This window comes from Methylobacterium sp. J-072, assembly GCF_022829425.1.
In the GTDB taxonomy this organism is placed as follows: Bacteria; Pseudomonadota; Alphaproteobacteria; order Rhizobiales; family Beijerinckiaceae; genus Methylobacterium.
Genome location: NZ_JAKSYK010000095.1, coordinates 14,787 through 27,102 on the forward strand (window position 1 = coordinate 14,787; position 12,316 = coordinate 27,102).

Below are 12,316 nucleotides of genomic sequence, written 5' to 3' on the forward strand. Positions count from 1 at the left end.
CCACATCCTGACCGGCGCCCCGTCGCCGGGCGCATCGCCCGCCTGCACGCAACGGGGTCGACCGCGACCGAGCGAGCCGGCATCACGGACCTGGCGGGACCGGCAAACGGCCGGGCGGCCAGGAGGCACGGCATGGCGGCAGGACACGGGGCGGGATTGCCCAAGGTCGCGTTCATCGGCACGGGCGGGACGATCGCGTCGCTGGGGCGCGATGCCCTCGACATCCTCGACTATTCCGCCACCGACCGGCGCCTGGAAGCGGGCGGCATCCTGGATGCGGTCCCGGAATTGTCCGCGGTCGCCACCGTGATCCCGGTGCCGTTCCGGGCGGTCCCGAGCCCGGCGATCGGCTTCGCCGAGTGGCGCGATCTCGTCCTGCTGTGCGCGCAGACCGCCGCCGCGCATCCGGACCTCGCCGGCATCGTCATCGGGCACGGCACCGCCACCCTGGAGGAGACCGCCTACGCGCTGAGCCTCACCCTGACGATCGACCTGCCGGTGGTGCTGGTCGGCTCGCAGCGGCCGATGAGCGCGCTGTCGACCGATGCCAAGCTCAATCTCGTGGCGGCGATCCGCACCGCAGCCGCGCCGGCCTCCCGCGGCCGGGGCGTGCTCGTGGTGCTCAACGACGAGATCCAGGCGGCGCGCGAGGTGACCAAGACCTCGGTGGCCCGGCTCCAGACCTTCCGCACCCCGGATTTCGGCGTGCTCGGCCAGGTCGACGGCGATCATGTCCGGTACTACCGCCGCTCCGAGCGCGCCCATGCCCCCGGCACCCCGTTCGACATCCGGACGCTGCCCGCCCTGCCGCGGGTCGACGTGTCCTACGGCTACGCCGATGCCGACGGCACGGCGGTGCGGGCGTTCCGGGCGGCCGGAGCCCGCGGCCTGGTCTCGGCTGGGCTCGCCCCGGGCATGACCCCGCCGGCCGAGGCCGATGCCCTGGAAGAGGCCGCCGCGGCCGGCATCCTGGTGGTGATGTCGACCCGGGCCGGCAGCGGCGTGGTACCCCTGACCACGCGCCTGCGCGCCCGCGGCATCCTCAGCGCCGACAACCTGACCCCGCAGAAGGCCCGGATCCTGCTCGCCCTGGCGTTGACCGTGACGTCCGAGCCCGAGGCGGTCGCGCGCGTCTTCGCCACCTACTGAGGAACGATGCCCCTGATCGATCCCGCCCGCACGTTGCTCCTGGTCATCGACGTCCAGGTCCGGCTGATGCCGGCCATCGCCGACGGCGCCGGGGTGATCGCCAACACCGGCCGCCTCTTCGCGGCGGCCAAGATGCTCGATGTGCCGTCCCTGTTCACCGAGCAGAATGCCGGCGGCCTCGGGCCGACCGTGCCGGAGCTCGCCCCGGAGCCCGGGGCGGCCTTCGCCAAGATGAGCTTCGGCGCCGCGGAAGCGCCGGGCTTCCTCGACCGGATCGGGGACCGCGACCTCGTGGTCGCCGGCTGCGAGGCGCATATCTGCGTGCTGCAGACGGTGCTCGGGCTCCTCGAGGCCGGGCGGCGCGTCTCCGTGGTGGCCGACGCGGTGGGTTCGCGCCGGCCCGAGAACCGCGACGCCGGCCTCGCCCGGATGGCGGCCCACGGGGCCGAGCTCGTCACCACCGAGATGGTGGTGTTCGAGTGGCTCGGCACCGCCCGCCACCCGCGGTTTCGCGAGGCCGTCAAGCTGATCAAATAGGCGTTCAGCGACTGTCCAGCGCCGCCCGGGTGCGGGCATCGGTGCCGATATCGTTCGGGCCTTCGAGTTCCAGAACCTCGATCAGGCGCATCCGGGCGCGGCTGACCCGGCTCTTGATCGTCCCGACCGCGACGCCGCAGATCGCGGCGGCCTCCTCGTAGGTGAAGCTCTGGGCTCCCACGAGCACCAGGGCTTCCCGCTGGGCATGGGGCAGACGGTTCAGGGCGCTCTGGAACTGCGCCATCTCCATCCGCACCTCCTGCTCGGGCAGGGAGGTCAGCTTGCCGGCCATCACGCCATCGGCATCCTCGACCTCGCGCTTGCGCTTGCGCTGCTCCGAATAGAACAGGTTGCGCAGGATCGTGAACAGCCAGGCGGTCAGGTTGGTCCCCCGGCGGAAGCTGCCGGCATTGACCCAGGCGCGCACCAGCGTGTCCTGCACGAGGTCGTCCGAGCGGTCCAGGTCGTAGGTCAGCGAGAACGCGAAGGCCCGCAGGGCCGGGATCGACCCGAGCAGGAGATCGCGCATCTCGGCATCGACCCCTTGCGTCGGCGGCCCGGACTGGTTGCCGACGGGCGCGGCTTGCAGGGTCATGGTCATTGCGGGGCCTCCGTGTCGGAGCATGCGGCGAGGTCGTCGATCAGAGTCCGGAGCCGCTCCGGGATCGGCAGGGCCAGAACATCGGCGTAGTGCAGGCGCAGGCCGCGCCCGATCCGGGTGCGATCCGCGTCGCTGATCGCCCGGCGCCCGGGTGCGACGCGCGCGGGCGCGCCGTCCGGCAGGGACGCGGCCAAAGTTGGCGCGGCCAAGGGCACGGTATCGTTCGCGGGCCTCAACCCGGCTCCGTCCGCGTCTCCTGCGAAGCGCGTCACCGCCCGCTCGTCCTTGCCCTGGGTCATGATCACGCCCCGACCAGCGGCGATGCGGCCCAAAGAGCCGGCGATCTGCCGCCCCGGTCTCACGACCGGTTCCGGCTGAGACGCGCGTCATCGCCTTCCGACGGCGCTGGTAGGCGCAGTGAATTTAATCGGTTCTGAACTTCGTATTCATCAAATCTTAATGTCTTAATTTGCGAGCTGGACGGTAATTTATTGACAAAAACGCCAGATACAATTCAGAAATACATATTTGAGCTTGGCAGTAAGTCAACGTCGCGTGATGCCGCTGAACGATTGCTGAGCGTGGCCGGCCAGATTCCCCATCGGCGCAGACCAGGACTCAGCCCGCACACGCTCGGCCGGAGCAGAACCTGACGGGTCGTCGAGGAAAGGATTGCGCGCGCGGTCCCGGCCGAAGGCCCAGGGGCGCGGGAGGTGTGGTGCCGGTGGAGAGGATCGAACTCCCGACCTTCGGTTTACAAAACCGCTGCACTACCGCTGTGCTACACCGGCCCGCGACACGCTTGCTATCAGTCGCGGTGCCGTCGCTCAAGCCGAGGCGGCCCGGGAACCGGGATCTGTCGCGCGGAATCGGCTAGCGGCCCGAGTTGCGCACCAGGGCCTTCAGGCGCTGGTCGGCTCGGTCGATGCGCTCGGCGATGCCCCGGCGGATGCATTTGTCGACCGAGTCGCCGGCGTAGAAGCCGGTCGTCTTGTCCTGGTGCCGGCAGGCCTGGATCGGCGGCCAGGCGACCACCGCGGCCACGACCAGCAGCACGACCAGGGCATCGACGACGAGCCAGCTCTTCCAGCCCAAGCGGAAGCCGCCCCGGCCGGTGGCCTGGGGCCCTCGGCGGCGGCCGCGCCGGCTTTCCGGCTCGGTGCCGAGCCGCGCCATGCGGGCGCGGAACTGGGCCTCCTCGAGGGCGTCGGGGGCGGCGCCGGAGGAGGCTGAGGGAAGGAGTCGGCTGGACATGGCGGGAACTCGCGAGGATCGGTGCGAAGCGGGACGCGGCGGGGTGTTCGCCCGCGCGCCTCAATCGATCAGGCGCTTCAGAAGGGCGAAGTTGTCCTGCATCGACAGGACGTTGCCGATCATCTCGCCGCGCGCGCAGGCGCCCGCGCCGAGGAGCCCGAGCCAGCTCGACGCGGCGGGGCGGGCGCTGCAATCGGCGAAGCTGCCGTAGAGGAAGATCGCACCGGGCAGCAGGAACAAGGCGAGCTTCACGAGCCCGAACATCCGCCCGAACAGTCTCTTGCGGGGGCGCCGCGGCTCGTCCCAGTCGTCGTCCCAATCCGCGTCGGCGGCGTCCCTGTCTCGACGGTCCATCGCGGTCTCGTGCCCGGCCTGATCGGAATTCGCCGGATGAAACTGCCACGCTTTCGTGAAGCGGTGGCTAAAGCGGATGTTTAAAGGCGGATGAAATCATCATTCGCCGGCTGTCGACGACCCAAAAGGCTCGCGTCAGGCCGCGAGCGCCCGTCTCACCGTGGCGCGCAGGTCGGCGAGCGAGAACGGCTTGGTCAGCACGTCGGTGACGATCGCATCGAGCCCGCGGGCCCGTTCCCGCTGGTCGGCGAAGCCGGTCATCAGCAGGATGGTCAGGTCCGGGAAATCGCGCTTGGCAGCGAGCGCCAGGGCGATGCCGTCCATGAGCGGCATGCGGATGTCGGTCAGCATCAGGTCGAACCCGCCATCGGCCTCGTTGAGCCGGTCCAGCCCGTCGCTGCCATCGTTGGCGGTCACGACGGCATGGCCGTCGATCTCCAGCCCCCGCTTGAGGAAGCCGCGGACGGTCTCTTCGTCATCCACGAGAAGGATGCGCGCCATGGGGTTCCGTAAACGTTCCTGATCCCGGGCCTGATTCCGAGGGCGTCCCGCCAGGATGAGACTTCAGGCCTGTTTATGGATAACAGATCACGAACGGAACCGTTGCCCTGTCAAGTCAGGCGACGGGAAAACAATCGCATCGCCGGGCGGCGCGGCGAAAATGCCGCGCCCGATCGCGGGCGCGTCAGGCCTCGTCGAACAGGTCCGGGTCGCCGCTGTCGAAATCGACCACGCCCACGAAGGGCAATTGGCGGAAGGCGTGGGCCGCATCCATTCCGTAGCCGACCACGAACACGTCCGGGCAGGTGAAGCCGACGAAATCGGCGTCGATCGTCACGGCGCGCTTGCCCGGCTTCTCCAGCAGCACCGCGGTGAGCACCCGCTTGGCGCCGCGGGCCATGAGGAGGTCCTTGGCGAACACCACGGTCCGGCCGGATTCCAGGATGTCGTCCACCAGGAGCACGTCCCGCCCGCGCACCTCGCTCTGCACGTCGCGCAGGATCTCGACCTGTCCGGTGGAGACGGTGCCGGTGCGGTAGCTCGACAGGTGCACGAACTCCACCTGCGGCGACAGCCCGACCCGGTGCAGCGCCCGCAGCAGGTCGGCGGCGAACATGAAGCTGCCCTTGAGCACCGCGACGACCAGGAGGTTCTCCGGGTTCGCCGACAGGATCTCCTGCGCCAGCTCGGTGTTGCGCTTGGCGATCGCCGCCTCGTCGAACAGGGGGCGGACGCGCCGCTCGGGGATACTCATCTGACGGGTCCCGGAGGTTTCTTTTTGTGCGGGCTCACCGCCGCGATCGAGACCGACCTTAACGCCCAGGACCCGCCGGGGGAACTCCGGATCAAGCCGGCGGCCTACCGTCAGCCGTTGTCGCCGCGGATCGCCGCGATCACCGCCTCCGTGACCGCGCGGGTCGTGGCCGTGCCGCCGAGATCGGGGGTGTGCAGGGCGGGATCGGCGGTGACGCGCTCGACCGCGCGCATCAGCCGGTCGGCGGCGGGTTGTTCCCCGAGATGCTCCAGCATCTGGCAGGCGGTCCAGAACGTGCCGACCGGGTTGGCGATGCCCTTGCCGGTGATGTCGAAGGCCGAGCCGTGGATCGGCTCGAACATCGAGGGAAACCGGCGCTCCGGGTTGATGTTGGCGGTGGGCGCGATGCCGAGCGACCCGGCCAGCGCCGCCGCGAGGTCCGACAGGATGTCGGCGTGCAGGTTGGTCGCCACGATCGTGTCGAGGGTTTCGGGTTTGCCCACCATCCGCATGGTCATGGCGTCGACCAGCATCTTGTCCCAGGTCACGTCGGGGAAATCTTGGGCGACGTACGCCGCAATCTCGTCCCACATCACCATGGCGTGGCGTTGGGCGTTCGACTTGGTCACCACGGTGAGCCGCTTGCGCGGCCGCGACCGGGCCAGCGCGAACGCGTAGCGGATGATGCGCTCGACGCCCGAGCGGGTCATCATCGAGACGTCGGTGGCGACCTCGTTGGCATGGCCCTGGTGCACCCGGCCGCCGACGCCGGCATACTCGCCCTCGGAATTCTCGCGCACGATCACCCAGTCGAGCTCGGGCCCGGTGACGTGGCGCAGGGGACTGGTGATGCCGGGCAGGATCCGGGTCGGCCGGACATTGGCATATTGGTCGAAGGGCTGGCAGATCGCGAGCCGCAGGCCCCAGAGGGTGATGTGGTCGGGCACGTCCGGCGCGCCGACAGCCCCGAAGAAGATCGCGTCGTGATCCTTGATCCGCGCCAGCCCGTCCGCGGGCATCATCACGCCGTGGGCCTTGTAGTAGTCCGAGCCCCAGTCGAAATGGTCGAAGGCGAAGCGGAAGCTTCCGTCGCGCTCGGCGAGGGCGTCGAGCACTTCGATGCCGGCGGCGATGACCTCCCGGCCGATCCCGTCCCCCGGGATGGCGGCGATGCGGTACTGCTTCATGGCGTAGCCTCCGTTTCTTGGGCCGCACGCCCGTCGAGGGGCGCCAGCGTCCCGGCAGGATGGCACAGGGCCGGTGCTATGCCGACACCGGTCCGTGGCCTGCGGTTCCGCGGCAGGGGGCCGCGCGCCGTACAGCCATCCGGACATGCAAAAGGGGTCGGCGATCCGCCAACCCCTTGCGCAGTCGTCCTGAATGGATGGTACCACCGCCCCGGCTCGAACGGGGGACCCCCAGATCCACAATCTGGTGCTCTAACCAACTGAGCTACGGCGGCACTGGCGGGCGGTGTATCGTGGGCCGCGGCAGTTTTCAAGGCGATCCGTGCAGCTTGATGGGGCGTCGGTGGACGCAGGCCGGATTCGCTCCATAAGGAGGGGCCGAAACCATGCGGCGCCGGCCGAGGCGGATCGGGGGTGAGGGGCGGAATGTGAGCGCGCGACAGCCGGCGCCAGCCGCGACCGGGACCCCGGATTCGGTCCAGGCCTCCGAGACGGCGGCGGAGAACAGGCCGGCTCGGAAATCCGCCCGGCCAAGCGCTCGCCCCCGCGGGCGCTGGACCCGCTCCCGGATCCTCCTGGCGCCCGGGCGGCTGCGCAGCCTCGTCCGGCGCAGCGAGGGCGGCCTCGTCCTGCTGGCGACTGTGGTGGGTTGCATCAGCGGGCTGGCGGTCTCGGCCATGACCTGGGTGACGCAGGCCCTACGGGAGGCGCTCTACCACCTCCCGGCGGGGACGCGGCTCAGCGCCGCCGACGCCGTGGCGCCGCCGCTCCTGCTGATCGGCCCCTGTTTGGGCGGGGTGCTCCTCGGGCTGCTGATCGTTGCGGCGAACTATATCCGCGGCCCGCGCAAGCGTCCGGCCATCGACCCGATCGAGGCGAACGCCCTGCATGGCGGCCGGATGTCCCTGCGGGACAGCCTCTACCTCGCCCTCCAGAACGTGATCTCCAACGGCTCCGGCGCCTCGGTGGGGTTGGAAGCCGGCTACACGCAGCTCGCCTCCGGCCTCGCCTCGCGGCTCGGGATCGCCTTCGAGGTGCGCCGGGGCGACCTGCGGACCCTGGTCGGGTGCGGAGCGGCCGGCGCCATCGCGGCGGGGTTCGGGGCACCGCTGGCCGGGGCGTTCTACGCGTTCGAGCTGATCATCGGCACCTACACGATCGCCACCCTGGCGCCGGTGGTCATCGCGGCTTTGTGCGGCAACCTGGTCTCCCGGGCGCTGATCCACACGCAGCCGCTGGTCGATCTCGGCGACATGCAGGCGGTCACGACCTCGCACATCACCAGCCTGGAGATCCTGCCGAGCCTCGCCCTCGGGTTGATCTGCGCGCTGCTCGGCATCCTGATCATGCGCGGCGTCACCCTGGTCGAGCGGCTGGTCCAGGCCTCCGGGCTGCCGCGGGCGGCCGGGCCCGCCTTCGGGGGGCTGTGCGTCGGCGCGCTGGCGCTCATCGCGACGCCGCAGGTGCTCTCGGGCGGCCACGGTGCCCTGCACATGCACTTCGCCGCCGAGGGGCAGGGCCACGGGGCCGCGGTCCTGGCCGGGCTGTTCGCCGCCAAGGCGACGGCCACGGCGATCTCGATCGGCTCCGGGTTCCGCGGCGGCCTGTTCTTCGCCTCGCTGTTCCTCGGGGCGATCGCCGGCAAGCTGTTCGCCACCCTGGCTCCGGATATTTTGCCGGCGATGGCGGGCTTCGGCCTCACGCCGCTGGCCTACGCGGTGATCGGCATGAGCGCGCTCGCCGTGGCGATCATCGGCGGCCCGCTGACCATGACGTTCCTGGCGCTGGAGATCACCGGCAGCCTGCCGATCACCGGACTCGTGCTGGCGGCGGTGATCGCCTCCTCGCTGACCGTGCGAAAGATCTTCGGCTACTCCTTCGCCACCTGGCGCTTCCACCTGCGCGGCGAGAGCATCCGCAGCCCGCACGATGTCGGCTGGATCCGCTCGCTCACCGTGGGCCGGCTGATGCGCCGGGACGTCCCCACCGCGGCTTTGGACACGCCGCTGCCGACCTTCCTGCGCGCCCATCCGCTCGGCTCGCCCTCCCGGGTGATCGCCGTGGATGGCCAGGGCCGCTATGCCGGGATCGTCAACGTCCCCGAGGCGCATGCCGCCGCCCAGGACGCCGTGGACGGCGCGACGCCGGTGCTGGCCGATCTCCTGCACCACACCGACCTGTTCCTGACGCCCGAGATGAACGCCAAGGACGCGGCCGCAACCTTCGACCGCAGCGAGAGCGAGGCGCTCGCGGTGGTCCAGAGCGCCGCGAGCCGCCAGGTCCTGGGCCTGCTCACCGAGAGCCACACGCTCAAGCGCTACAGCGAGGAGCTGGATCGCCAGCGCCGGGCCATGGCGGGCGAATCGACCTGATTGTTAGTCGGGGGTGTTGACCGCGTCGGCGCGTGCAACACCCTGGCACCGGACAACCCAGGGCCGGCAGGCGGCCCGTGACGCGACACCCGTGAGGATCCATGGCCGGTCAAGACAGCAGCCCGCAGCGCCGCTACCGCATCGCGGTGATCCCGGGCGATGGCATCGGCAAGGAGGTGGTGCCCGAGGGCGTGCGCGTGCTCGAGCAGGCGGCCAAGCGGCACGGCTTCGCGCTCCAGCTCGACTGGTTCGATTTCGCGAGCTGCGACTATTACGAGCAGCACGGCCGGATGATGCCGGAGGACTGGAAGCCGCAGATCGAAAAACACGACGCGATCTATTTCGGCGCCGTCGGCATGCCGGAGCGCGTGCCTGACCACATCTCCCTGTGGGGCTCGCTGATCCTGTTCCGGCGCGAGTTCGATCAATACGCCAACCTGCGCCCGGTGCGCCTGATGCCCGGGGTGAAGTGCCCGCTCGCCGACCGCAAGCCCGGCGATATCGACTTCTGGGTGGTCCGGGAGAACACCGAGGGCGAGTACTCGAATGCCGGCGGCCGGATGTTCGCCGGCACCGACCGGGAATTCGCCCTGCAGGAGACGATCATGACCCGCCACGGGGTCGACCGGATCCTGAAATTCGCCTTCGAGTTGGCCCAGACCCGACCGAAGAAGCACCTGACCTCGGCCACCAAGTCGAACGGCATCTCGATCACGATGCCGTACTGGGACGAGCGCGTGAAGGCGGTGGCCGAGGGCTACCCGGACGTGCGGTGGGACCAGTACCACATCGACATCCTGACCGCGCATTTCGTGCTCAACCCGGACCGGTTCGACGTTGTGGTCGCCTCGAACCTGTTCGGCGACATCCTGTCGGATCTGGGGCCCGCCTGCACGGGCACGATCGGCATCGCGCCGTCCGGCAACATCAACCCGGAGCGGGTGCACCCGTCCGTGTTCGAGCCGGTCCACGGCTCGGCCCCCGACATCGCCGGCCAGGGCATCGCCAACCCGATCGGCCAGATCTGGTCGGGCGCGATGATGCTGGAGCATCTCGGCGAGCACGAGGCCGCCCGGGAGATCGTCAGCGGGATCGAGCGGGTGCTGTCCGAGCGGACGCTGCGCACGCGCGACCTCGGCGGTAATGCCGACACGCAGGCGTGTGGGAAGGCGGTGGCGGAGGCTCTGGGCTGAGGATCAGCCGAGAGAGGGCGCAGAGCCGAGAGTCTTGAGGGCTTTCAGGCTCTCGATCTGCTCCTCCTGCGGTGCCGCTTCGCGCAGGAACGGCGCGAGGTAGGCATCGAGATGGCCGTCGCCGGGCAGGTGTATCTCCTTGGTCAGGGCCATCAGGAAGGCGGCCTTGTCGGCCTCCTGCCACGCGAGGGAGATACCGGCTCGGTTCGCCAGGACCGTGTGCACGACCATGATGGTGCGCCCGTTCCCGTCCAGGAACGGATGCGCATGCGCCAGCGAGCCCAGCACCGCGCCGGGCTTTGCCCGCATGAAGGTGGAATCGTTGCCCTGCTCAAGGGCGTGTTCGGCGGCTCCGCGGATATCCCGTGGGAAGGCAAACATCCGGTCGTAGCCGCCACGGCTGATGTGGGCACCGGGCGCCGTCTCCAAGCGGTCGCGCCCGGCCCAGGGATAAACGGGACTGAACAGGGTCTCGTGCGTGCGGAGGATGTCGGCGTAGGTCAGCGGAACGCGATCCGAGAGCTCAGCGACGGCCTTGCCGACTTTCGTCAGAAATGCCCTGTGCTCCAGCTGCTTGACGCGAGCGATGTCTTTCAGGCCCGCGACGTTGCGGAGGTAGCCGCGTTCCTCGAAGTCGCCGAAGACATCGAACATCACATTTCGGGGCCGTCCCGCTCAGCGAGATAACGGGCGTGAAGCCTGGTGTTCTCGATCTCGGGCATGACTTCGGCGCGGCCCAGCGCGACGAGGAGCCACTCGGTCTCGTCCAGCTGGATGTCGTCGCCTGCCACGCGGGAGACCGTCTCGGCCCAGTCGTCGAGGCGCCCCCGCTCGTAGCGGATGGCGTGCTGGCGGGCGAGGTCGTGGATTATGTCCCTGGCCGTCATCGGCGCGGCATCGGCCAGGGGACGGACGGCAACCTGTGCAGTCATGGCGAGGTCCTTCCCCAGAACCATAGCGCATTCCGCGCTCGTCCGCACCAAGTCGGGTTCAGCGGTTGGGTTCGTACCGCCGCCGTTACTGCGAGCGGCCGTAATCCTCCGGCCCCATCACCCGTAGCGAGCCGATCACCTCCGCGGCGTTGTCAATCGCATCGGCAACGCTTCTGTCCCTTGGCGGAGATCCGCGCTCCGCCGCCTCAGGATGAGGGGATTGGGTTGGACGATCGTCGCGTTCAAAACAATCAGCGCGGGCGGCGGCGGACGCTCACCACGTTGCTCGCTTGCTCGACCTGGCCGGAGGAGGCCGGCAGGGTGGCGAGCGCGGTCTTGACGATGGTGGCGGCGTCCAGCCCAGCCTCGGCGTACATCTTCTCCGGGCTGTCGTGGTCCTGGTACAGATCCGGCAGCGTCAGCGTCCGCACACGCACCCGGCCCGCATCCAGCGCGCCCCGCTCCGACAGCAGGTGCAGCACCATCGCCCCGAACCCGCCGCGCGAGCCCTCCTCGATGGTGATCAGCACCTCGTGGCTCTGCGCTAGATCGAGGATCAGCGCCTCGTCCAACGGCTTGGCGAAGCGCGCATCCGCCACGCTCACCGCCACGCCCTGATCCGACAGCGCATCCGCCGCCTTCAGGGCCTCGGACAGGCGCGTGCCGAGCGACAGGATCGCCACCCGGGCCTCCGGGTCCTGGCGGACCATCCGGCCCTTGCCGATCGGAAGCACGTCGCCCCGCTCCGGCAGCTCGACGCCGACGCCCTCGCCGCGCGGGTAGCGCAGCGCGATTGGGCCGCTGTCATGGGCGTGCGCGGTCGCCACCATGTGCACCAGCTCGGCCTCGTCGGAGGCCGCCATCACGGTCATGTTCGGCAGGCAGCACAGATACGCCAGGTCGAACGCGCCGGCATGCGTCGCGCCGTCGGCGCCGACCAGCCCGGCCCGGTCCAGGCAGAACCGCACGGGCAGGTTCTGCAACGCCACGTCGTGCACGACCTGATCGTAGGCCCGCTGCAGGAAGGTCGAGTAGATCGCCACGAACGGCCGGTAGCCCTCGGTGGCCAGGCCGCCGGCGAACGTCACCGCGTGCTGCTCGGCGATGCCGACGTCGAAGGTCTTGTCGGGGTGGGCTTTCCCAAAGAGATCGATGCCGGTGCCGCCGGGCATCGCCGCGGTGATCGCCACGACCCTATCGTCGGCATCGGCCGCCTTGATCAGGCTCTCGCCGAACACCCGGGTATAGGCCGGGGCGTTCGGCTTGGCCTTGGCCTGGACGCCTGAGACCACGTCGAACTTGACCACGCCGTGATAGCGGTCGGCCGAGGCCTCGGCCGGGGCCTCGCCATGTAGGCCGAACCGGCGCGCAAGGCCAGGGAAGGCCCGGCAAGAGACGGGGATGCTATCCGCGACGCAGGATCGCCGCCGCGTCCGACAGCCCGCGACGGATCCGCGCCGGTACCTCCGGCGCGGTGCAGAC

Annotated in this window: 14 protein-coding genes and 2 tRNA genes; 4 read left to right on the plus strand and 12 right to left on the minus strand. The window is 69.9% G+C overall.

What is annotated here, in order from left to right; translation table 11 throughout:
* Positions 1-132: 132 nt before the first annotated feature.
* Both MKK67_RS10355 and MKK67_RS10360 read left to right on the plus strand, forming a co-directional pair.
* Entirely contained in the window at positions 133-1,149 is a 1,017-nt protein-coding gene (locus MKK67_RS10355) for an asparaginase (RefSeq protein ID WP_243963882.1), read from the plus strand.
* A 6-nt stretch (positions 1,150-1,155) separates the two neighbouring features.
* Entirely contained in the window at positions 1,156-1,686 is a 531-nt protein-coding gene (locus tag MKK67_RS10360; protein ID WP_243963883.1) for an isochorismatase family protein, read from the plus strand.
* A gap of 4 nt (positions 1,687-1,690) precedes the next feature.
* Here the strand turns inward: MKK67_RS10360 and MKK67_RS10365 are convergent, their stop codons facing one another.
* The 9 genes from MKK67_RS10365 to MKK67_RS10405 form a co-directional block, all read right to left on the minus strand.
* Positions 1,691-2,287 (minus strand): sigma-70 family RNA polymerase sigma factor, encoded by a 597-nt coding sequence (locus MKK67_RS10365; protein WP_243963884.1) that lies wholly within the window; start codon positions 2,285-2,287, stop codon positions 1,691-1,693.
* On the minus strand, positions 2,284-2,649 hold the full coding sequence (locus tag MKK67_RS10370) for a NepR family anti-sigma factor (RefSeq protein WP_243963885.1): 366 nt from the start codon (positions 2,647-2,649) through the stop codon (positions 2,284-2,286). Before MKK67_RS10370 ends, MKK67_RS10365 begins: the two co-directional genes overlap by 4 nt.
* Positions 2,650-3,003: 354 nt before the next feature.
* Positions 3,004-3,078, minus strand: a tRNA-Thr gene (locus MKK67_RS10375).
* An 82-nt stretch (positions 3,079-3,160) separates the two neighbouring features.
* Complete coding sequence (locus tag MKK67_RS10380) at positions 3,161-3,541, minus strand: hypothetical protein (protein ID WP_243963887.1); 381 nt, start codon at positions 3,539-3,541, stop codon at positions 3,161-3,163.
* Positions 3,542-3,601: 60 nt separating this feature from the next.
* Positions 3,602-3,895 carry a hypothetical protein gene (locus MKK67_RS10385; RefSeq protein WP_243963888.1) on the minus strand — a complete coding sequence of 98 codons (294 nt, stop codon included), beginning with the start codon at positions 3,893-3,895 and terminating at the stop codon, positions 3,602-3,604.
* Positions 3,896-4,030: 135 nt separating this feature from the next.
* Entirely contained in the window at positions 4,031-4,396 is a 366-nt protein-coding gene (locus MKK67_RS10390; protein ID WP_007567202.1) for a response regulator, read from the minus strand.
* 184 nt (positions 4,397-4,580) lie between these two features.
* Complete coding sequence (hpt, locus tag MKK67_RS10395; RefSeq protein WP_243963889.1) at positions 4,581-5,150, minus strand: hypoxanthine phosphoribosyltransferase; 570 nt, start codon at positions 5,148-5,150, stop codon at positions 4,581-4,583.
* Positions 5,151-5,260: 110 nt separating this feature from the next.
* Complete coding sequence (locus MKK67_RS10400; protein ID WP_243963890.1) at positions 5,261-6,337, minus strand: tartrate dehydrogenase; 1,077 nt, start codon at positions 6,335-6,337, stop codon at positions 5,261-5,263.
* Positions 6,338-6,535: 198 nt separating this feature from the next.
* Positions 6,536-6,612 (minus strand) — tRNA-His (locus MKK67_RS10405).
* A gap of 153 nt (positions 6,613-6,765) precedes the next feature.
* On the opposite strand from MKK67_RS10405, the gene MKK67_RS10410 reads away from it, so the two are divergent.
* A complete protein-coding gene (locus tag MKK67_RS10410; RefSeq protein ID WP_243963891.1) occupies positions 6,766-8,709 on the plus strand; it encodes a chloride channel protein in 1,944 nt (647 codons plus the stop codon).
* Between the two features lie 101 nt (positions 8,710-8,810).
* Complete coding sequence (locus MKK67_RS10415; RefSeq protein ID WP_243963892.1) at positions 8,811-9,902, plus strand: tartrate dehydrogenase; 1,092 nt, start codon at positions 8,811-8,813, stop codon at positions 9,900-9,902.
* A 3-nt stretch (positions 9,903-9,905) separates the two neighbouring features.
* On the opposite strand, the gene MKK67_RS10420 is transcribed toward MKK67_RS10415, so the two are convergent.
* From MKK67_RS10420 to MKK67_RS10430, 3 genes are all read right to left on the minus strand, one after another.
* On the minus strand, positions 9,906-10,556 hold the full coding sequence (locus MKK67_RS10420) for a Fic family protein (RefSeq protein WP_243963893.1): 651 nt from the start codon (positions 10,554-10,556) through the stop codon (positions 9,906-9,908).
* Entirely contained in the window at positions 10,556-10,834 is a 279-nt protein-coding gene (locus MKK67_RS10425; protein ID WP_243963894.1) for a hypothetical protein, read from the minus strand. Before MKK67_RS10425 ends, MKK67_RS10420 begins: the two co-directional genes overlap by 1 nt.
* Before the next feature lie 251 nt (positions 10,835-11,085).
* A partial coding sequence (locus tag MKK67_RS10430; RefSeq protein WP_279601550.1) for a transketolase C-terminal domain-containing protein occupies positions 11,086-12,316 on the minus strand: 1,231 nt, incomplete at its 5' end.

What these genes read in the sequence shown, in the direction of transcription:
- MKK67_RS10355 (WP_243963882.1), top strand. Translation starts at nt 133, where the DNA reads ATGGCGGCAGGACACGGGGCGGGATTGCCCAAGGTCGCGTTCATCGGC.
- MKK67_RS10360 (WP_243963883.1), top strand. Translation starts at nt 1,156, where the DNA reads ATGCCCCTGATCGATCCCGCCCGCACGTTGCTCCTGGTCATCGACGTC.
- MKK67_RS10365 (WP_243963884.1), bottom strand. Translation starts at nt 2,287, where the DNA reads ATGACCATGACCCTGCAAGCCGCGCCCGTCGGCAACCAGTCCGGGCCG.
- MKK67_RS10380 (WP_243963887.1), bottom strand. Translation starts at nt 3,541, where the DNA reads ATGTCCAGCCGACTCCTTCCCTCAGCCTCCTCCGGCGCCGCCCCCGAC.
- MKK67_RS10385 (WP_243963888.1), bottom strand. Translation starts at nt 3,895, where the DNA reads ATGGACCGTCGAGACAGGGACGCCGCCGACGCGGATTGGGACGACGAC.
- MKK67_RS10390 (WP_007567202.1), bottom strand. Translation starts at nt 4,396, where the DNA reads ATGGCGCGCATCCTTCTCGTGGATGACGAAGAGACCGTCCGCGGCTTC.
- hpt (WP_243963889.1), bottom strand. Translation starts at nt 5,150, where the DNA reads ATGAGTATCCCCGAGCGGCGCGTCCGCCCCCTGTTCGACGAGGCGGCG.
- MKK67_RS10400 (WP_243963890.1), bottom strand. Translation starts at nt 6,337, where the DNA reads ATGAAGCAGTACCGCATCGCCGCCATCCCGGGGGACGGGATCGGCCGG.
- MKK67_RS10415 (WP_243963892.1), top strand. Translation starts at nt 8,811, where the DNA reads ATGGCCGGTCAAGACAGCAGCCCGCAGCGCCGCTACCGCATCGCGGTG.
- MKK67_RS10420 (WP_243963893.1), bottom strand. Translation starts at nt 10,556, where the DNA reads ATGTTCGATGTCTTCGGCGACTTCGAGGAACGCGGCTACCTCCGCAAC.
- MKK67_RS10425 (WP_243963894.1), bottom strand. Translation starts at nt 10,834, where the DNA reads ATGACTGCACAGGTTGCCGTCCGTCCCCTGGCCGATGCCGCGCCGATG.